This window comes from Niabella yanshanensis, from assembly GCF_034424215.1.
Lineage (GTDB): Bacteria > Bacteroidota > Bacteroidia > Chitinophagales > Chitinophagaceae > Niabella > Niabella yanshanensis.
Genome location: NZ_CP139960.1, coordinates 122,050 through 144,720, shown reverse-complemented (window position 1 = coordinate 144,720; position 22,671 = coordinate 122,050). Strand labels below are relative to the sequence as shown.

Genomic DNA, 22,671 nt, shown 5'->3' with positions numbered 1-22,671 from the left:
ACGGATATCCTTATGTATGGCCGCAGTGGGGCTCGTTGCAATTATTAGCGGATAAGGCCTCGTTAACCCCTGTTACCAGAAAATGCCCCTCCTCATATTGGGTAAAAGTAAATCCCTGCTTCATTAATGTCTGCTCTTTTAATACTTCGTGTACAAATAGTAAAAGGGTAATACCCTGATAAAGCATTTCATCGGATTGGTACTTGAGCATTAAAATAACCTGTTCGTAAGATAGTTCCTTTCTCATGTTGATCAGGATGAGATACAAATCTACCTAATGAAGTTAATAAAATAAAGTCACACGTTATATATTTAAAAAACTGATTTATTGATCTGATAATTATTATTGAAACGATTGATAAGGCCAACAGCTCGTTACATTACGAGTTATCGCTTTTCCTTCCTTAACTCCTGTATATATTCGGATGGGTATACGCCAAACTGTTTAAAGAAATTTCGGCTAAACTGCCTGTAAGAGCCAAATCCTACTTTGTCACTCACTTCATATACTTTGTAGTTTTCCTGTGCCAATAAATTAGCAGCATACTTGAGCCGGGTTTCTTTTATCAGGTCATTGGGCGAAATATCCAGGATTTCTCCCACTCTGCGATATAAAGAAGCCCTGCTCATGTTTAATATAGAAGCAAGATGGTCTACATTCAGATCTGCATTGTCGATATTTTCACGAATTGCCTCATTAACCCTGTTTAAAAAAGCTTCATCTGATTTATTGTGGGCGGTTTCTTTGATATGCACAAGGGGTTTGCTTACAAAGTATTGTTTGAGTTTATCTCTGTTCTGCAACAAGGTAGCAACCTGTACGCGCAAATGCCTGGGAGAAAAAGGTTTTTCAATATAGGCATCAGCGCCTAATTCTATTCCTTCAATCCTTGATTGTAACGTGTTTTTAGCAGTGAGAATAATCACCGGAATATGTATAAAATCTTCAGTTGACTTGACAATACGGCAAAGTTCGAAACCATCCATTTCGGGCATCATCACATCTGTAATAATGAGGGAAACCGGCGTCGTCCGTAAAACTGCAATAGCTTCCACGCCGTTTAAAGCCGTCATCATTTCATACTCGTCTCCAAGGTCGTTGGTTATAAACCTTAGTATTTCTTCATTATCTTCCACGAGCAGTATACTCGCCTTTTGTTGTTGCATGATCGGTAGTTTACAATTCGATTGTAATATCAACATTAACCGGCAGTGTCAGTTTAAAAACATTCATTCGATCTTCGGCTGGCTCCAAAGTAAGGCTACCGCCATGAAGCTGCGTCAATGAACGCGATAAGGTCAGGCCCAAACCAGAACCGGCCTGCTTCCGGGATTCATTAAGTCTGAAAAACGTTTCAAATACCTTGTCTGCCATTTCAGCCGCAATCAAATGCCCGTCATTTTTAAAGACAATACAAAAGGTTGTCTCGCCGGGTAGAACCGGTAATAGTTCCACCAAAACTTTGCCTGCTGCATATTTGATCGCATTACTATACAAATTACTCACAATTTTATTCATGGCTTCTATATCAACGAAAGCGCTAAATACTTTTGGATGCATTAGTTCAAAATCAAGTCCCGCCTGTTCCGCCGCAGGTAAAAATCTCAGGTAGTGATCATTCAGTAAAGCTACTATATCGGTTTCTTCAGTGATGATCTGTGCTACCCCCGCTTCTGCCTTTCTGAAATCCAGCAATTGATTGGTTAATTCGATCAGCCGGTCGGTATTCTTTTCCATAATCCGCAGGTTTGATTTAATTACTGCAGGATCGTCTGCTTTCTCTATAACTTTTTCCATAGGACCTTTTATCAGCGTCAGGGGTGTTTTAATTTCATGCGCTACATTGATAAAAAAATCGATTTTTGTCTGACTTATTTCTTTTTGCTTTTCATATTCAAGAATTTCAAGCCTGCGGTTATTCTTTGCCAGGTGATACTTATGGTAACTGCGCACCGTAAAATAAATGGCTGTTAGCAATATAAATGCATAAAGCAGATAAGCAGGCCTGCTTTTCCAGAATGGAGGCAACACAGTGATCAGCAACATCTCATAATCTTTACTCCAGCGTTCTTTACTTACAGCACTTCGCAGCGCGAAGGTGTAGTTGCCAGGTGCGAGCTCTGTAAAAAACACTTTGCGATTAGCCTTCAGATAGGTCCACTGCTCATCCAACCCTTTCATAATGTAGGCATATTCAGTGGCTTCGGGACTTGTATAACTAAGTGCAGCGAAATCGATACTAAAACTGGACTCATCATGCTTTAAAACGATCTGGTGAGTTGCAATTATCGATTTTTCAAGAGGTGAGCCGGCTCCTACCTGAACCTCCCTGTTATTAATCTGAAAACCGGTAAGATACAAGGGAGCTGTATAATTATTTTTCTCAAAAGAGTTGGGATTGAAACTAATTAAACCTTTCACGCTACCAAAGTACAAGTGGCCCTGGCCATCATTGAAAGCAGAGTTATAATTAAACTGGTCACTTAAGAGTCCATTTGATTTTGTATAGACCGCGTTTACTCTCCCGTTAAGAGGAGTAAAATTAACTAGTCCTTTTGAAGTGCTGATCCAAAAGTCGCCTTTCTCATCTTCTAAAAAAGCGTATACAAGATTACCTGGAAGCCCATTCGCAGTAGTATAATTAGTAAAACGCCCGGTATTACCGTCTAATCGTGATAATCCTCCTTCTGTACCAATCCATATTTGACGACGGCTATCTTCATAGATCCAGTTGATACGATTGCTAATGATGCTGCCTGCTTTGCCCGATTCAAAATGGTATACGCCGTAGTGGCCGTTATGCGGATTCAGGTAGTGTAGCCCTTCATTGTAAGATCCAGCCCATATAATACCCTTGCTATCCTCAAAAATCGACTTGAAGAATGTTTTTGAAAATGCCGTAATTTGACTGAATCTTTGTGCTGCCGGATCGAAACTACAAATACCCCTGTCGGTTGCCGCTATAATTTTACCCGACCTGGTTTTTAAAAGATCAGATACAAAGTCACTGCTCAATCCATTTTTCAGCGCGCTGAAATGTTTCACCACTCGTTTCTCGCGGATATCGATCACATCAAGACCTCCGTGAAAAGTACCCACCCATAATTCATTTCCATCAATCAGCAGCCCATGAATATTGCTATGCGCTAAAGGATGTTTCTTTGAATAGGGTGAAAATACTGTTTTTTCGTTGGTAACAGGATCGAGATGGATAAGCCCGGCATCTTCCGTACCTATCCACAAATCACCATAAGGGTCTTTACCTATTTCATGAATAGCATTGCCACTGGTGGCGTCGTCGGCAGACTGCGGAAAGTACTTGCGAAAATAAGTGAGCTGATTGGGATAATAATTGATGCCTCCAAAATAAGTACCTATCCACATCCCACCCTCCAGATCGGCACACAAAGAGTACAAGGCATTGTCTGTAAGTGAATAAGGGTCGCTATAGTTTTTTCTCAGATGAATGATAGCGCCGCTCTCCATATTGTAAACAAACAGGCCTGCTTCGCTGGCTATCCAATACTCATTATCGTTGTAACGCGCAAAGTCACGTATAAATACCTGCGCACCTCCGGGTCCCGGAAGCTGTTTTTTTTCGAACTGTCCGGTAGCTGTATTCAGGATATAAAGTCCGTGACTAATAGTGCCTACTAAAACCAGCCCTTTGCCGGTGTCGAAAACCTTCTGTACCCGATGGGTAGCAAATGTGGCGCTTTGGCCAAACACATTATAGGATTTGACGGCTAAGGTAGTGGTATTAACCCGATGAATAATTCCTTCAGAACTTGCCACCCATATGGTGCCATCTGCGCCGGGTGAAACAGAAGTTATTCCAAAATTTTTCAGCTGATCAAACGGGATAAACCGTCCCGATTTCCTATCCAGCCAGCCCAGCTGGTTCCTGATGATAAGCCAGAGCCTGTTACGGTCATCCGACAAGATCCCACGGATCTCATTTACAGGAACAGCTGTCTCAATCTCAAAATCCTCATTATCTGTATTATACCGGTAAAGCCCTCTGTCTGTTCCCACCCATAGCTGGTGCTTCTTATCTTCATGTAAGGAGATAATAAAATTGCTGCCAATACCATGGAGGGTGTCGCCTTCATTTTGAAAAACCTTAAACGTGTAACCATCAAACCTGTTTAAGCCATCTTTTGTTCCAAACCATAAAAACCCCTTATGATCCTGCAGCACACATCCAACAGTATTATTCGACAGGCCATCCTCTACCTGGTAATGCCTGAAATAGTAAGGCTGACCAAAGCAAACAGCTGAAATTAAAATAAATAAAATAAGCGCCCCCTGTTTCATGAATACTGTGCTATTTGCATCACCGTTTTAAAAGAAATCTGAATATAAGCAAAAACAACGGAGCACGTAACAGATAACGAAATATCCGGTTTATCAATAACGGCAACCGCTTCTATTTTTCTATAAAATCGAGGTCGGTGTCATGTGTTTCCGAAATATTTCTGATCGAGTAAATACTAATGGCAAAACAGATCAAGCCTATAATGATAGCGGCATCCCGTACATTCATGTAATGCTTTAAATCGGTGAACAAAATGGTCATTATAATTACGGTACCTCTTACCATGTTGGGAATAGTGGTGGCAGCCGTTGCTCTTAAGTTAGTGCCGAATTGCTCAGCCCCGATTGTGACAAACATCGCCCAATATCCCACTCCTATACCCAGGAGAAAGATGAATGTGTAAAAATGGACCGCTGTTTTTATAGGTATCAGAAAAAAGAGCAATGTCATACCCAATGTAAAAAGGATCATATATAAAACAGCCTTCTTACGCGAATTCAGCCAATGGCTTAAAAGGCCGCTGGAAAGATCTCCAATTGACAGACCGACATAACACCACATGATGGACAAACCCGGCATAACGGGATCTGCTACTCCGAACTTGACGCCCAGCTCGTTACTAAAGGTAGCCAGTATGCCTATCACATACCATGTTACAATACCTATCCCAATACAACGAAGGTACCTGAGGAATCTCTCCCGCTTTTTAAAGAGCATGAAGAAATCTCCTCTCGCTATATTTTTCTGGTTTTTGATCTGATCAAAAATACCCGACTCAAAAACGCCGATGCGTAGTATTAGCAGCAGGATGCCCATGCCCCCGCCAACGAAATACGCGGGCCTCCAGTCGAAAAGATGCACCGTAAAGTAAGCAACAACGGCACCAAGCAATCCCACCGATGCGACAATAGAAGTTCCGATAGCCCGCAATTTTTTGGGCAAGATTTCGGATACCAGTGTGATACCGGCACCCAGCTCACCTGCCAGGCCAATGCCTGCAATAAAGCGTAGCAACTTGTACGTAGCAACATCCTGTACAAAACCGCAGGCGATATTGGCAATGGAGTAAGTAAGTATAGAGCCAAAAAGTACGGAAAGGCGGCCTTTTTTATCACCCACCACGCCCCAAAGGATGCCGCCCAGTATCAGTCCCGCCATCTGCCAGTTTATAATACTGGCGCCAATCGTGGATATTTCGATTTCCGACAGCCCGAGCGAGGTAAGACTGGGAATTCTGACGATGCCAAAAAGCAAGAGGTCGTAAATATCTACAAAGTACCCCAGGGCCGCTACCAGCACCGGAATGGATATCAAATGCTGCAGGTTTGTTTTCTTTTCATTAATTGCTTCTAAAGCAATGGAATCTTTATTTATCATGCGGTTGTTCATAATTGATGCAGCTCATCACCAGCAGGCTTCAGCTGTTCTGGTTCGCTTGCCGTTAGCAGGGCTACTGCCTTGTTTTTTTATGTATCTGATTAATTTTTGCGCTGACCTTTAGCGGGTGATTCCTGATCATTCTTCATTTCGTAAGGAAGTTGCCAAACTGCTCCTTTTGAATTACCAAAATACATATAGGATTTGCTGTGCTGGTTCGGGTTACCGTCGCACCAAAAATATTTAAAAGGATCAATGCCATCTTTTACCCTACGCACATAGTTATGGTTTCTGGGACTGTTTTTTGTTACCTGTTTCGTCATCTTCCATTTCCTGCCATCATTACTTTCCCAGATCTGAATTTCGCCGCCACCACCATAATTCTGAGGTGCATTAATGGTAGGACCAATCACGGTCCATTTTCCATTCTCTATCCATAAGCTTCCTGTATCATAATTGTGATCAGATGTAGCCACCAGGTGATCCTCCCATGTTTTTCCATTCCAGTAAATCACCCGCCATTCTTTTATTCCATTCTTCGGTCCTGGCTGAAATCCTGTACCCGTAACGTATAACGCTGCAGGATTACCATTTTTATCGAAAGCAACATCTTTTATATATACATTCTTACCTCCGGAGAAAAACTCTTTCACCAAAGCCGGGTCATCTACTTTTGTAACGGGTATCGACACAGGAGACCCGTCTACTTTGGTCCATGTTTTACCAAAGTCGGTTGTTTGCAAATAATATATATTCGTTCTCTGATCTACATTGCCATTGGGATGCCAGTTAAAAAAGAAAACGATCTTACTGCCCAGCTGGTTACTGATCTGGTAATGACCACCATTTTTATCCTCCGGCCTTTTGATGGCCGCTAACTGAACATCCTTTGTCCACTCCTTACCATCCTTACTGGTACTAAAATATAGCAATCGGGTGCCCATATACTTTGTGAAAAGATGCAGAAAGCCCTGCCCTTCTACGAACTTAGGCTGTGGATACGTGGCTTCCCGTGTTGCCATCAGGTCGAACTTTTCAATACTGTAAGGTTGACTGCTTTTATACATATAACCGGGCCTTGATCGTCCTCTGCCACTTACGAAAACCCAAACAAAGCCCTGGTCGTCTAAGGCCAGCGACGGATTATCATGCGGGTCAAAAACCCCATTCTTATCATGTACTACAGTTGGCTTAGATACTTTGCCGGTCTTATGATCATAAGAACCCACCATACATAGTAAATAATCGCCGGCTGCTTTACCCTTTCGTCCGGCTTTCTCGGAATCACTTTTGCGGTCTTCGGCAATACCACCGTAAACAAAAAATGTTTTCTGAGCCTTGGGAGCATATATAGCCAGTGGTATATGCTTTGCTGTATAAGTACCTAATCCTCCCGAATATTTATCACCATATTCAGAAAACTGGCCCAGGGTAAACCAAATACCCTTGTAGCCGTTTATTTTAGTGTTATTGAGCGATGGTAGCGTTTGTGAAAAAACCGTAGTAGTCAGCAATGGTAACAGCAACAGGTTCAGAATGATCTTTTTCGAATGCATAATCAATATTATTATTTTGTTCGGGAGTAGTTTAACATTATTATCTGGAAAGCTTTATCACTTCACTTGCTGCTAACAGAAAGGCACCGGTACCATATACTTCCCAGCTGTCTTTGCTAAAGTTCTTGCCAGGGCTGGCACCAATAGGCTGCACCCAACCTACCCGTCCGTTCTCATCTACACAGTTAACCAGGGAGCGCCATGCCTTTTCTACAACAGGCAAAAACTTTTCTTTATCAAGTAATTTATTATTGATACCCCAAGAAAGCGCATAACAGAAGAAACCCGAACCACTCACCTCTCCACCCGGATAAGCTTCAGGATCGAGTAAGCTGGCCCGCCACAATCCATCTTCCTGTTGCAGGGAAGCTACCCGGTTGGCCATCTCTTTAAACAGGGTCTCATAAAATGGCCTGCCTGCATAGTTTTTCGGAAATTCGCTTAAAACGCGCACCAGTCCCCCCATCACCCAGCCATTTCCTCTCGACCAAAAAACTTTCTGCCCGTTGGCCTCTTTCCTGCCCGACCCATCCGGCTTTATTACATAGTTTAAGTCTCTTGCAAAAAGATGCTCTTCCTTATTGTATAACAGCTCGTAAGCCTGTTTAAAATAAACATCGCTGGAATCGATATAGGCGTTATTGTTGGTTACATTCGACAATTTTACCAAAACGGGCGGAGCCATAAAAAGCGCATCGCACCACCACCATTTAATAACTTCTATTCTGCCTCTTGTTGGATAAGGGTTTGCCAGCAATTTATTGATGGTATCAATGGTAGGCTGAATCAGGGCCTTATCCTTCCTGCGCCTGTACAGATCGATATAGGTTTGGCATATGGTGATGTCATCGGCATGATACCAGCGCTTGTAGGGCTGCCACGCTTGTGCATTGCCCATATCCATTAAAGCATTCCAGATGCTTTTTGATTTGGTAGTTTCCCCAGCCGCTACCAAACCGGCATAAAACGCGCCGTTCGTCCAATCTTTAGGATCATGTTTCGGATGCCTCAACTGCCATGCAGCCGCATCTTCCATAATGTTTTTAATAAACTTTTTCTTAAAAACGGCGTCGGTTTTACTTTGAGCAAAGCCCCATGCCGAAACCAGCGAAAAACTTACTACAATAAAAATCTTTTTCATTATACTTATGTTACACTTGATATTTGATGATTACAATTACTTACCTGGATACTATTGCTACCTGCGCAGACGGTGAATAAAAAAGGTCTGGCGAAAGCGGTTGAGGCTTATATACGCTCCGGTGCGTGAAGCCTGTTCCTGAAAAATCACTTATCATAAGTTCTGACTGGCCTCCCCCAACTTCAACTGTTTTAAGCTGGCCATTGGTTACAGAACTATAGGTCACTTCCTGGTGATGATAAGCTTCCACCCCCAATACCGACCTGAACGAAATATTCACTGTTGATCCATTTCGGTTCATAGTGCTGATTCCCCGTAGTGTAAGACCTCTTTCATAGAGGGTATCGTATGCGATACCTAATGCCTCCGTTTTGATAGAACGATTTCCCGCATCATCAGCGGTATAAAAGTCAAACACATAATTACCTTCAGGAAGCCCTTCTATTAAAGCGGAAGTGTCCTTAGCAGATGTAATGGCCAGCTCTTTTGGTTCAGGCTGTCCCATCCACGAAATTCTTAGTTTACTTACACGGGGATCTCTTATTGGCAGCCAGGTTATCAATACCCTGTTCCTGCCGGGATATACCTTAACCGAATCGAGCTTCTGAGCATAAATAACCGGTCCATCCTTCAAAAAATCCTTGTATGTACTGTCCATCTTATTACATCCATAATGAATGAGCGTTACAAGCATAGAGATGATCATCGCAACTTTTTTCATCCGTAATTTTTTAACTTATATGATTAATGATGATTGTGTTATTTTTTGTTCTGATAACTGTTATGAACAGCTTACCAATAGCATGATCAATTCTGCGGATTACCAAAAAACTGTAATTCTGTTGATGCCCAGAATGGCTGCGCTCCCCAGGTACTGAATACCCTATACCGGATATACCGGTAAGCACTTATATCTTCCGGCATATCATAACTTTCACCCGTTACCGCAATCCGCCGGTCTTCTTCTGTGTTGTACTCATTACCCGGTGCTGTATTCCCCGAAGGCCTGATCGATTCAAACGAGCCAACTTTGGTCCAGGAATCGTAAGAGCCATCGGTAGACGGGTTATTGCTGGCCCACAACTCGAATGTTTTTACGTGGGTGGTACCAAATATATAATTATACTGAATCGTGGTGCTGGAAGAGGCCCGGGGCCAGTAAACGAACCTGCTTATTTGATACCTTCTGCCGAGATCAATTGTAATGCTGCTGGGTAAGCCAGAAAAAGGCAAGCCTGCTGTAGTATTCTGAAAGAAGAAGAACGGACTCTTACTGAACGGCGCATGTGTTTCGCCATTCCACAAACAGGGGACATTTCCGACACCGGTACCTGCACCTGTATGATGAGGCTGCCTGCCGGTAAGCGGAAACTCGTAGGTTATATCTCCCGGTAAGGGGTAGCTTACGATCCTGGAGAAATCTGCGAGTTGTTCATGCAGCGGCTGAGAGGATACAGTTAAAGTATCGGAAACATTTTGCCATCTGTCACGACAAACCACACCAAACTGGTATAAACGGCTCTCCAGGCCACGCACATAAAAAGTGCCACTGTCGAGGCTGGTGTATAAGGTTTGCACTTCTGTCCACCGGCCCTGGTTATTCTTTTCAAGAAATGTAATTTGTAAGCTCGACTTAGTTGGATTTTTGTAAGTTGTTTTGATACCCCCGAAAACAGGCGCTACATCCAGCGTTTGCGCCACACTCTGGTAAGGAGGAGTAGCTGGGTTGATGGTAACTACCACCGGTTCAGACTTCTTCTCGGAGAAGCTTACCGAATACAAAGATACTTTGTACTCTCTGCTGTCGGGAAAACCATCCAGTAATAACTCGTTTGTATAAAACGATCCCTTTTTCTTGGTTTCCTTTCCTTTGATCTCATATACCGCTTCTATATAATTTACATTATCATCTTTAGGAACATTATAGCGGATAATAGCGCCGCCACTAATATTTTCCACTGAAGTTACCGTAACCAATTGTGGAATGGCATCGCTTATACCTACCGGGTTATTCAGATCGGCCTTGCCACATGAAAGCGCTGTAACCACCATAACCATTATGATAATAACCGGCATGGGGAGGTACGGACGATGCTGCCGGCTATATTGAATACAAAATAGTTTTTTCATATACTTTATTTTCGTTTTAGTAGCCTTGGTTTTGAACAAGATTTTCATTCTTCCGCGCTTCAGTAATTGCAATAGGCCAGAAATAATCTTTAATACGGAAAAGCGGGCGGTAAAGTGTTACAGGTACATAGTAAGTTTCATTGGTACCACCATAAACATACCAACCTGTAACAGGCTTATTCAGTTGATCGTACGCTGTTTTCCAGCGACGCAGGTCCCAGTAACCATGGCCTTCAAAAGCCAGTTCAATCGTTCTTTCTCTTTGTATAATTTCACGACGCCCGGCAAGTGTATTGGGCTTATCAGGGCGGGTTGAATGAGTGCTCCACGACTGCTCTACTCCATTTAAACCTGCTCTGGCCCTAACTTTATCAACGTATGACAATATTTCTGCCTTATCAGCGCCAGCCTCATTTAGGGCTTCTGCACAAAGCAAATAAACATCTGCCAAACGTATCACCGGCCATGCATAGTAAATAGCGGTTGCCGTTGAACCTGTTACCACAGTGGTACGGAAGTGATTTAGCTTCTTGGCAGTGTACCCTGTTAAATTATGGCTATTGGCCCGGTAGCTACCAGCGCTTCCTGTAACTTTCATTTCGGCATACAAGGGATTTTCTTCGTCGAGGAATGAAGAACCGAACCATATGCCTCCGTCAAAAATAAGATCCGCATAAAACCTGGGCTCCCTATCGAAATTAAGACCGGCAGTGGTATAGCCTTCTTTAATATAATACTTATCGTCGGCCGTAGCGGTTCTCAGGTTGTACATACCCGCCTGATCGTACGTTAAATCCTCTTCTACGGGAATCCCATTCTTTGTGTAAAATTTAGCAACGAAATTTAAAGGCACGTTCATTCGCCCGGTAAAATTTGCGTTGGTGGACGTGGGCACCAAGCCTCTCGGCCAGTTATGGCTGGCGATTGCGGACTGACCATTTGCTGAAGAGGAGCCGCCTGTCCAGCAATTCGGATTACCCCAAACTACCTCTTTGTTCCAGTTTTCAGTTACGGCACCCCTGATACTTAGCTTGGTTTTTGTTTTTTCAGACACCTGCAAATTCTGATCAAATACATATAAATAATGTCCCTGTCTTTCTAAAAAGGCTACAGCAGCTTTGGCCGTTGCAGCAGCCTTTACCCAACGTTCTGATTTTTGCTGTTCCGTTTTCTGAGGGTTAAAAATAGCCACCCCTTTGTTATCAACAACGCCTGCATAATCCATATTACCATTGAATAACGGGCTTGCTGCCGTTACCTGTACATAGGCTTTAAACGCGTGAACGATACCTTTCGAGATCCTGCCTAACTCCTGTGCCTCGTTGGATATAAAATCCGGCATGGCTTCATTTGCTAAAACCTCGTCGAGCTGCTGCTCTATATATTCAAAGCATTCATCTAATGTGTTACGGTATACCTTACTTTCGGCAATGGATACACCTACCGGTAAATTAGACTTCAGGAGATAAATCGGTCCATATTGTCTTACCAGCCAGAAATGATAGTATGCCTTTAAAAAAACTACTTCTGCCCGCCAACGTTGCTTCTCTTCGGGCTGCATATCAGGTACTTTATCGATATTTTCGAGAAATATATTACAGTCGCTGATGCCCTGGTATAAGGATCTGCCCGGACTATTTAATGTACTGTAACCGGTCCAGGCATCGGCATAGGGGCTATTGGAGTTTTGGTTACCGTATAGAATATTGCTGCCCACGGCTCCACCCAGGGCGCCATTCGTGCTGATATCTGCGGTGGCGCAAAAAAACTCTTCGCCGGCTGAGAATGAAGGATTGGAGGCAAGACTTCCCTGCTGGGGCATGTACGAATAGCAGGTAAACAGGTATTTCTCGGCGGATATACGGGTAGAGAATGCGTTGTCTATTGTGGCAATTCCATCCGGAACGATATCCAGGAATTTTTTGCAGGAGGATATAATCAATGCTGTTGAGACAATGCTTATAAAAAATAATCTTTTCATGATTCAAACATTATAGTGATATAAGAAGACCTAGGTTTACAACACGCTGAATGGGATAGTTTAAGGCACTACCTCCCTGCTCCACATCCCATAATTTAAATTTGCTCCAGGTAAACAAGTTCGTACCATTCGCATATATTCTAGCCTGTTTAAGACCTATTTTCGATGCTATTGGAGCTGGCAGCTTATAACCTATTTCAGCAGATTTTAAACGCAGGAAGGAGCCATCGCGCATAAACCAGGTATTGGGTTGAGCATTATTAGAAACAGAGGAAGTGGATAGCCTGGGCCAGGTAGCATATATATTTCTTGTGTCCTCGTTCCAGTAGCTTTCTGCAATAAATTTCGCCAGCTGATTATTTCCCACGGCTCCGCCATCATTATTCGGGAAAAAGGGAGAAGTGTTAGCATAATTGATCCAAAAGGATTCATTACCCAGCCCCTGAAAAAAAATGGATACATCAAAATTTTTATACCCGTACGACGCACCAAATCCATAGATCAATTCGGGATTTGTTGGATAACCAATGGGAACCTGGTCGAGTGTATTAATGACGCCATCCCCGTTAATGTCGCGGTATTTGATATCTCCTGCTGCATACACACCGAATTGAGTGGGAGAGTTGGCAACTTCATTATCGTCGATAAACAGTCGCTCTGCAATATATCCCCAATTTTGATTAATAGAATATCCCACTCTCGACAACCACCATTCCCGGTCGTAATGCAGTTCGTCGTAAATTTTGTATTTGCTTCTTGCAAAAGTAAAATTACCCATTAACTGCAACCAGGAGTTCTTACCAATTTGCCTGTTAAACTGCAACGAAGCATCTACTCCGTGCGCTTCGGCTTCCCCCACATTAGAGCTGGGAACAGCCCACAATCCCATAGTGGAGGGGATATTAGAGCGCGTTAGGAGTATATCTGATCTATTCTCGAAATAATATTCAGTTATAAGTGACAACCCGTTTCTAAACTCAATCTCGAATCCGAAGTTGGCTTTTTTAGCCTGTTCCCAGGTGATATCGGGGTCAGAGTAACGGCTAACGGATATACCACTGTTATTATATCCGCGCTGAAGCCCGAAGTATTGCGTAAGATCCGCATTATTCATGTTGATTTCCGAAAGATAGAGAAAGCGGCTGCTACTGATATTATCGTTACCTACCACACCATAAGTAGCACGTAATTTAAGCATCCTAACCACATCTTTCAAACCCGAGCTCGTAAACCATTCTTCATTCGATACATTCCAGGCCACCCCTCCTGATGGGAAAAATCCAAACTGGTTATTGGGATGAAATCGTTCTGAGCCATTATAACCAAAGTTAAATTCTGCCATATACCGGCTGTCATATCCATAGGTCACCCTGCCCGACAAGCCAATATTACGGTAGGGTAAGGATTCCTGTACGGTTGCTGCTCCAAGCGAAACGTTATTCCTGAGCTGATAAACCAGCATACCCCCGATGCTATGTTTTTGGGCAAAAATCCTGTTATAATTTAATGCGCCTTCGAAATACACATTAGCCGTAGGCACATCGATTGATCGGTTGTAATTCAGATAGTCCGTTCCTTCATTGGGATTTAAATTGTATATAGAATAAGTGTTGTTCAATCTATCATACGATCCCAGCCCATACCAGAAGGGATTATAGCTTCGGTTGAGCGAATAAGATGTAATTCTTAATATATTAAATAAAGCTCTTGCCGATAGTCCCTTTGTAAGAAAGTCCAGTTGCTGGTTTACCTGAAGCTGTGCAGATATATTTGAACGTCCGTATTCCCGGTATCCTTTCACCATTTCGGCATAGGGATTAATGTAATAAGAAGAGCCGTTGGTGGACAATGCATTGCCGAAAAGTATATGCTTTGTAAACTGATGTTGCTCATCAGGCGGGTAATATGCAGGGAACAGTACCGGGTTGCTTCGCATAATCAGAGAATACATCTGGGAGCCTGTACGTACGGGTCCGTTATAGTCGTTAAAATTGCCATTAAAGCGAGTGGTAATTTCCATGGTTTTAATGGGCTTTAAAGTAATATTAGAACGAAGCGTAAATATATTATTACTGATACCACTTTTGAAGCTGTTGCGGTCATCCGCTTTCAATATACCATTGTCGTGCATGTAGGCTCCCGTAATATAATAGGTAGCTAAAGCGCTTCCACCACTCACACTTAAATTAACACGCTGGTTGAGCGCATAATCTTTTACCAGCTCCTTACGCCAATCGGTAGCAGGAAATAAATACGAGTCTGCTCCGGCAACCGTATTATTAATTTTTTCGGGTGAGTATAATAGCTGAGCCAGTGGCTCGCGGGTTACAATAGCTTCATTATTCAACCGCATATAGGTAACCGGATCGGCTAGTTCGAGATTGGTTGTTGGCGCCGATAAGGATTGTTCTACGCGCAATGTAGTACTGATCTTTCCCATCTGTCCTATTTTGGTTCTTACTAATATAACTCCATTGGCACCCCTGGCCCCATATAAAGCTGTAGCCGCTGCATCTTTCATTATAGAAAAACTCTCGATATCATCGGGCTGCAATTGAGACAGATCCGTGGCGGTTAGCTCTATATTATCGATCAATATTAACGGACTATTATTGGCGCCAAAAGTAGTGATGCCTCTAATGAAAAAAGAAGCATTATCCGCACCAGGTTCGCCCGTACGCTGAAAGGCTACCATGCCGGCAATTCTTCCTGCAAATGCTGTAGTAAGGTTACTGGAGGGCACTTTCAGATCGGCCGGGTTTACTGTGGTAACCGACCCCACCATTTCTGTTCGCTTCGTTGCTTTACCAAAGGCGGTAATCACCACATCATCCATAGAGCTGCTCTGCGGGTGCAACACCACATCTATCTGTACCCGGTCTCCTACCGCCTCCTCGTATGTATCGAAACCAACCAACGAAAACACCAGTGTATCAGCCGCTGCTAGGTCTAAAACAAAGCGGCCATTCATATCTGTCATGGTGCCTCTTGCATTGTTGCCTTTTATCATTACCGACACCCCAGTCAGTACCTTGCCTGAAGTATCCCTTACAGTACCAGTGATATCTCTTAATAACAAGATGGAGGAGGAAGACTTACCCGGTTCGGCAGCACGGGCGGTCTTACAGAAATAAAAACAGGGCAGCATTATCAATGCATAAAGAATAAGCTTTTTTGTCATTTTCTATAGCTGTTTTTTTGCACAACCGCGAGCACTGATCGCTCTGTTTACAAGCGGCATAGCAAGCGGGAAAGTGCGGGCAATAATCGTTTAATAAAGCAATCAATTTGTATCAGGAACAAAAATAGAGAGGCCCAGATGAAGGAACGGTTGATTCCGTATCAGTTTTGTTTCATTTTGTTGCAAAGAAAAATGAAACTATCTGACAGATATTTGAAAGAATACGTTCTCCGGATTCCTGATAACGCTGACATAAAAATTTTGAGGGTGCAAATAAAAATCCGGCCCATATAGCCGGATCAATCGTTAACCTTACCTGTGACGACTAACATTATCAACAAGTAGATAGCAAAGCTGCAAGGACAAGGGAGAAACGAAGCGCATTATTTTCGCGAGCCGAAAACACGCTTCACCGCTTCAAGGTATTTCATCTTATGAGTGGTATCCGGTTCAAGATAGCTACCCTCCGACCACTCGTTCCAGGCATTGATGGTAACCAGCCGCGGCTGCTCCGGATGCCGATCTACAAAGGATTTTGCTTTCCTGAGGTATTTTTCAAACTTATCGGGTGCCGGGTTGGTAATATAACCGGCTTTGAAGGGATAACGTGGATTGGCGTCCCAGCCAATGGTTAGATTGGGAAAGTATGGAATTGAAAAATCACGGGTAAAGCCCGTCCACATGTCAGTTGATGCATCCGCCCATTTTTCATAATCACCCTCCGGGTTTTGCAGATGCGCCCAGCAGTAATTGGTGATGCTGTTGAAACCGAAAAAAGAAAGCACCTTATCCTGTGTCTGGATCTTATCACCCGGCACACCATTTATGTTCGCCGGCAAGGCTGACCATAAAATACCCTGCAGGTGAAGACCGGGAAAGCCAACAGCTTTTACTTTCCGGCGAAAATCATCAAGAGCCAGCCGGGTTTGTTCCGCACCGCCCAGGCCATCTATTAAGGTTTGCAATTCGTATATGCAAAAGACCGGTTTTCCATCAATCTTGTAATAGGAAGGATCTTTAAAGTACCGGGCGATAATACGGTCGGTTACTTTATCGAACTCAGCCCGGTTCACCCCTCCCTTCCAGATTACAGAATCTTTTCTTGGATTTCTTGTATCCCAATAACTGGTAGCATCATGATTGGCCCACATAATATAAAACTTCATGCGGCCTTTATTAGCTTTCAAAAAGCCATCATTTAAACAGCTTTCGAGGAAAGGCTTACCCTCGTACCAATACCAGTCGAAGATAAATGTGTTTACCCCATGTGCTACGGCTGCCGTTATCTTCTTATTCATTTCGCGCGGATCCGCCTCATCCTGGTAACCCCATACCGGTACTTTGGGTTGCAGATGGCCGGCTTCTTTAGGCTTCGACTTATGAATAATTTCCCATTCGCCTTTTTTCTCCGGAAAGAGAAATTCGATACGGGGCTCATAGTGATAGGCAGGCCAATAAAAAGCTGCCACATCATACTTCTGGGCGCGCAGATCGCAATGAATAAATAGCAGCAATAATAGCCCGCTTATCGGTAGTGACAGTTTCTTTAATCGAGTCATGTTTAGAATGTTAATTACAGGATTGGGTTACTTTACAATACGGATGCCCTTCGGTGCTTTTACTATACTAACAACCTTACCCTTACGGTCTTTTGTGTGCTTTACATAAATAGTTCCCAATGATGTGGGATAAGTACCTTCTGCAAAAGACAGGTTACCCAGGTTAGGGCTGACACGAAAAGTTGTACCACCGGGACCAGCCAGTTGAATGCCCAGTACATGCTGCGACAGCCAAACGGTAGGCCCTGAAGCCCAACCATGACAAAAACTGTGACGATGACCGACGTAGCAATAGTCTCCGTAGGCGGCATGAATATCGACTTTACCTGGCAGCGTCATTTCATCGATTCGCCCTGCATTCTGCAACCAGTCCATATTAAAATCTTCCCAGAACGTAGTAGCGCCCAAATCCAGCATGGCACCCCAATAAGTGGAAATGATATCCATCGCTTCCTGGTACTTCCCTGCCTTCGCCATCGCTTCTAACATATAATAACCATAGAAGGTAGAGAAGTTTTTGGCGCCGCCTACTGACAATACTTCTTCAAAAGCCGTTTGGGGATTGAGCATTCCGGTGATCGACAGTAACGCCGCCGCCTGTTTACTGTTATTATGCGGGGGAACTACTGTCCTGAGCTTTGATACCGTTTCCTTACATAAACGGGCTGTTGCTTCTTCTCCCATAACCAAACATAATTCAGCACCTTTCTCCAGGCTCCAAATGGTCATTGCCTGCAATCCTGCATGAATAGCTATAGTATCTTTACTGGAAGGCCAGTCGAGGAAACGATTACCATCCATTTTTTCTTTCCCGTTTTGTACTTTACCTACAATTTGTTTGAGAAGGCTCTGCAGGTAATCTTTCTGCTCTTTTAAATAGTTCAGATCACCATGATGCATATACCAGTCGTAATGAAGAATGATCCACCACATAGAATAGGTACTGATGCCGCTCATCCACCCCGGCAAGGGCGTGGTATTACGAGCCAGGTCAAGACTTTTGGGCACTACCTCGTTATATCCAAAAACCGTGTTAACCGTTGAAACTTCAGGATGCAAATCACCCACCCAAACCAGCCGGTCGCGCTTGATCCCGTCCCACAGGTAATCCTGCATGTTTAAGTGCACGGTATATGCCCCGGTTTGCCAGATCTTATTTAGCCGCTCATCACTGCTTTTAAAAGAGCCCAGGTAAGGTATATCCCTGTTTGTAGATACTGCGCGCACTTCTTTTAACTGCAATACAGCGTCTTTATCCAATAAGTCTATCCGTACAAACCTGAATCCGGATTCCCCTGTTTGTGCTTTACCCAGCCAGGGCAGCATGAGTTTAAAATCACGGATAGCATGATCATTCGTAGAACCGTGCTCACCCAACTCCGCCATTGTCTCGCTTACCGATTCTCCAAATCTCACACGGATAGTGCGTGCATTATTGGGTGCCGGCCACATACCTGTTATAATTTCCAGCGAACCATGCAGCTCTTTACCAAAATCGAGCAAAATACTTGCAGTGTCGGTTCCTTTATTTTTAAGAATAATAATATTTGAATTATTGAGACTAGCCTGCCCGATTCCCTTCTCTAACAGTTTTCCTGCATGTGCGATTTCTCCTTTTTGCCAGACGATCCTCGTTGGATAAATATATTCCCGGGTAAGAGAGCTTTTTATCTTTTGCGTTCCTCCTTTAGGCTGAGCAAAACTGTTCAGAGACAAAACACATACACTGATCCATAAAACTAAAAGGGCATTTCTTTTTTTCATTCAGAATCGTTTTATTCAATACTAATCTAACTTATATCTTAACAGACCGCCCCCGGCGTTCGTGTAAAAGAGTTACTTTATGTGATAACAATCGTTGCAATATCAGACCTTACGGATAACCGTTCGTTTACTTCAGTCATTGTATCGGGCATAACAAATAAAATACTTTTATTGATATAATCTTATGTATAACTCTTATATATTTTCGAGCGGCGCAAAAACTCCGCTCACTTTTCTACAATCGCAATGGCATTAGCAATCGCTCTCTCCGTGGCATCAGAAAAGCGGTTTGTAACGGCCAGTCCATTATTCTGGTTCACAACCATTGTACTGGACCCGCCTCCATCGAGGTTGGTTGCAAAACTCACATTAAGGCTACCTATCACTTTGGAAAGTTCATCGAGGGTCATACCTATTGAGTAGTCATTTCTACGCCCATCTACAACAATCAAATACAGGATACCGTCATCTGTAAATCCTGCCATAGTTCTCGGATGCCGGTCGGTATCGTTGTAAATTCTTCGTGTTTTATTCATGTACAGCACTGTTTCGCCCGCACCTATGAGGTTGTGAAAACCGGCGTAATCTGTACTCATTAATGAAGATGCCACACCAAGGGCTAAACTGCCGTCTTTTTTGACCCCGATATAAGACGAATTAATACCGGCTTTTAAAAAGTTCTTGATCACATTGCCTTCTACCACTACCGGGCCCCAGGGTCTTCCTTCTACCGGTGTCCAGTCGAAAAAGTCTCCGTTCACAGCCGCCAGCACCTTCTGACCAGCCGCTGCCCGCTTCTGCGCCATCTGTTTTACCGTTTGGATTTTAAAGGCTGTACCATTATCCGGCATTAATGTACTGAGCCCCAGATTGGCCTTGCTTAAATCGGCTGCTACTATAAACAAACTTTGCGGATTTCCAGTTGCCGTTTTAAACCTCAATGTTGAGTATTCCACATGGTTATGCAATTTTGTTCTTGACTGTTCTGTTATTTCGCTTACCATGCCCGACTTTTCTATGATATACTTATTGGCAAGACTGGCAAAATAAGCAGGGGCAGGTGTTTTAATAGATGCTGAAAAAAATGTATCAACGCTGTTGGCCGGTAAGTACATCGAACGGTATTCGAATGCCGTACCTTCTTTATAACCTCGTAGCACAGAAACACCATCTGCAACATAAGATCGAATACTTGTTGTTTGATTGGACATATTAGTATAGCGGATCTCGGTACCTATAAAATCTGTAGGAAAAGATCCCGACCAGGAAAGATAGGGTGTTTCATCCCTGATAAATACCAGGTCGGCCGCGGGTGTAGTTGCTAGACCTGAAATATGCCTGTCGCCATAGGTTCTTGCATTTACAATTTGTGAGCCCCCGATACTACTTCCGTCTACACGTACAGCTTCCACTTTAAAGGTATAATACCCTTGCTCCAGGTTTTCGATAAATAGCTTAATGGAGTCGTTAACTGCCTGCGAAGCATTGATGCGAATCACCTCAGATGAACCGCTATGTGTAACTAAAAAGGCATCGGCCTTACTATTACCGACGTTAAAAGATAACTGAACTCTATTGTAACCCGATCTTATGGTTACCCTGGATATAGCTCCATCTTCAGCGCCGGTTGATTTTTTATTGCAAGCGTAAAGCTGGACGAGAACCACCATTACAATTGCAAGCATCCTTTTTTTGTAAACTCCTATCATACCTTTTAATAATAAGTCAATTCTATTAAAACGCGATTATTGTTACCTTACCTGTAACAGCAGGTTAAACCTGCCTCCCGGCGCAGCATCTCCGTTTACGTACCAGTCCAGCGGGTCATTATGCTGCATATTATCTGACCATTTCATTTCAATAGAGAAATTGCCTGCCGGCAAACCGAGCGACCGGTAAGGAATTTCCAGCACCAGGCTATTGTTATCAACGCTATGTTTGACATTACCCTGCGATTGCCAGCTATTGTTTACATAACGCTGTAGTAAATGGCCTTTAACGACCCTGTAATCATACCCCAGCCAACCAGACCGGCAGGAGGCATCGGTATTCAACCATAATGTCATCCAGTTATCTTCCCTGGCTGAGGTTAAGTTAACCACGGTACGAACAAAAAAATGCAGCCGGTCCCTGCCGGCAGCTACCTTTAAATTGTCGATGTCATTTCTTCCCGAGGTATTCTTATATACAATCAGCGGCTCAGAGGTTGCAGCCGGATGATCGCGGTGTAAAACATCACCGGTATAATCCTGGTAAGCTACAGGTATACGATCCCAGTCAATAGCCTTACCACTTTTATCCTGCCTGTATATAACACCGGCATCATTAATACCTTTGTAATGCCTTATGTTGGCCACCAGTTGCATATAGTAATGATCTCTCAAACCTGCTGTTAGCGAAGGTTCTATATCCCGACTATACTCGGGACTTGCCTGATCAACGAACAGCGACTGGCTGGTGTCTTTTGACTGGGATCGCCACTTACCTGCCACCCATTCATTCCATCCTGTTACAAAAACAAAGGGAACATTTTGTTGGATCGCAAAATCCCATTGCTCCTGGATATTGTAACCATAATGCAGATCGATAGAAGGATCACCCGGTTCATTATTACGGAAGCTTCTTCCCCAGTTACCTGTCTTACCATAGAACGCCGAACCGCCCATGGATGCTTCAAGGTTAGGATGCTGCGCAGCCGAAACATTCACAATCTCCCGTTCTCCCTTATGATTGCTGTACACATACTGCGGACGCTGAAATTCGATCCAGGGCCACCCATTTACCTTTTGCTTTTCGTTGGGCCATTGCGACTCCCTGAAAGTAAAGAAACCGGCATAATCAGACCCTGTAGCTTCTTTTGATATACCAATAATCAAGGGCTTTCCATCGAGGTAAAACCAGCTATCGGGATACCTGTAAGGAGCTCCTTCTTTATAGTACTTATTGTAAATATCCTGCATAGCAGCACCCGAGGCCGTATTGGTATAGTACACCACCTTTGGCGGATTTTTATGCTGCTTACGAACTGCCTCAATTGCTTTAAACAGTATATCTGACTGCTCTTCGTAAATCAGCCGGTTGGTCGCATCAATCACTAAAAAATCAACGCCAGCATCAGTTAACAACTGTATATTTTTCAAATGCACCCAATAATCATCGCCGCGATAATAACCATAAACGGATTCACCCCAGAAATAGTACCTGCCCGCTATTCCAGCCCCTCCGCCCCAGCCCGGATGGTGAAAATCCTTAAATATGGCGGGATTCTTTTCATGCATATCAGTCAGATCCCAGGAGCGTTCAGAAACTTTCGACCGGGCATCTCCCTGCCATAGAAAATAAAACATACCCACCTGCCGGTTCTTTACCGGATCACCCACTACACTATTTTGGGGCAATATCCTGCCCAGGTCATCTACACCACTTAAAACCTGGCTATAGCAGACCAGGCTCAATGGAAATATTATCAGTAAAAGGCTAAAAGGCAATCGGGACATATCTATCATTTTGAATATAGGGAAACTAAAGACGGACAGGTCAGCTCATTTCACCCTGACATCCATTCTTTTGAATTGTTGCTCACCAGCTTCCGGATCAATCCACCTCTCCTTCGCTATCTATTGTTTAGCAGCCAAAATCGGGCAGGCATTCATTACTGTTGAG

At 43.5% G+C, this 22,671-nt stretch carries 14 protein-coding genes; all 14 read right to left on the bottom strand.

Features of this window, described 5'->3' with window-relative positions:
• Positions 1-10 precede the first annotated feature (10 nt).
• Positions 11-247, bottom strand: a complete 237-nt coding sequence (locus U0035_RS00475; protein WP_114791360.1) for a hypothetical protein — start codon at positions 245-247, stop codon at positions 11-13.
• Positions 248-387: 140 nt separating this feature from the next.
• Positions 388-1,167 (bottom strand): response regulator transcription factor, encoded by a 780-nt coding sequence (locus U0035_RS00470; protein WP_211316449.1) that lies wholly within the window; start codon positions 1,165-1,167, stop codon positions 388-390.
• 10 nt (positions 1,168-1,177) lie between these two features.
• Positions 1,178-4,318 carry a ligand-binding sensor domain-containing protein gene (locus tag U0035_RS00465; RefSeq protein WP_114791358.1) on the bottom strand — a complete coding sequence of 1,047 codons (3,141 nt, stop codon included), beginning with the start codon at positions 4,316-4,318 and terminating at the stop codon, positions 1,178-1,180.
• A 112-nt stretch (positions 4,319-4,430) separates the two neighbouring features.
• Positions 4,431-5,696, bottom strand: a complete 1,266-nt coding sequence (locus U0035_RS00460; RefSeq protein WP_114791473.1) for an MFS transporter — start codon at positions 5,694-5,696, stop codon at positions 4,431-4,433.
• A 101-nt stretch (positions 5,697-5,797) separates the two neighbouring features.
• Positions 5,798-7,252: a BNR-4 repeat-containing protein gene (locus U0035_RS00455; RefSeq protein WP_114791357.1), complete on the bottom strand. Its 1,455-nt coding sequence runs from the start codon at positions 7,250-7,252 to the stop codon at positions 5,798-5,800.
• A gap of 40 nt (positions 7,253-7,292) precedes the next feature.
• A complete protein-coding gene (locus U0035_RS00450) occupies positions 7,293-8,393 on the bottom strand; it encodes a glycoside hydrolase family 88/105 protein (RefSeq protein WP_114791356.1) in 1,101 nt (366 codons plus the stop codon).
• A 40-nt stretch (positions 8,394-8,433) separates the two neighbouring features.
• Complete coding sequence (locus U0035_RS00445; protein ID WP_114791355.1) at positions 8,434-9,114, bottom strand: DUF4998 domain-containing protein; 681 nt, start codon at positions 9,112-9,114, stop codon at positions 8,434-8,436.
• 86 nt (positions 9,115-9,200) lie between these two features.
• Positions 9,201-10,523: a DUF4959 domain-containing protein gene (locus U0035_RS00440; protein ID WP_162817897.1), complete on the bottom strand. Its 1,323-nt coding sequence runs from the start codon at positions 10,521-10,523 to the stop codon at positions 9,201-9,203.
• Positions 10,524-10,539: 16 nt separating this feature from the next.
• Positions 10,540-12,504, bottom strand: coding sequence for a RagB/SusD family nutrient uptake outer membrane protein (locus tag U0035_RS00435; protein WP_114791353.1), 1,965 nt, complete (start codon positions 12,502-12,504; stop codon positions 10,540-10,542).
• Positions 12,505-12,514: 10 nt separating this feature from the next.
• Positions 12,515-15,685: a SusC/RagA family TonB-linked outer membrane protein gene (locus U0035_RS00430; RefSeq protein ID WP_114791352.1), complete on the bottom strand. Its 3,171-nt coding sequence runs from the start codon at positions 15,683-15,685 to the stop codon at positions 12,515-12,517.
• A 383-nt stretch (positions 15,686-16,068) separates the two neighbouring features.
• Complete coding sequence (locus tag U0035_RS00425; protein ID WP_114791351.1) at positions 16,069-17,244, bottom strand: glycosyltransferase WbsX family protein; 1,176 nt, start codon at positions 17,242-17,244, stop codon at positions 16,069-16,071.
• A gap of 27 nt (positions 17,245-17,271) precedes the next feature.
• Positions 17,272-19,008, bottom strand: coding sequence for an alpha-L-rhamnosidase-related protein (locus tag U0035_RS00420; protein WP_114791350.1), 1,737 nt, complete (start codon positions 19,006-19,008; stop codon positions 17,272-17,274).
• A 227-nt stretch (positions 19,009-19,235) separates the two neighbouring features.
• Positions 19,236-20,693: a phosphodiester glycosidase family protein gene (locus tag U0035_RS00415; RefSeq protein ID WP_162817896.1), complete on the bottom strand. Its 1,458-nt coding sequence runs from the start codon at positions 20,691-20,693 to the stop codon at positions 19,236-19,238.
• Positions 20,694-20,759: 66 nt separating this feature from the next.
• Entirely contained in the window at positions 20,760-22,505 is a 1,746-nt protein-coding gene (locus U0035_RS00410) for a hypothetical protein (protein ID WP_114791348.1), read from the bottom strand.
• Positions 22,506-22,671: the final 166 nt, after the last annotated feature.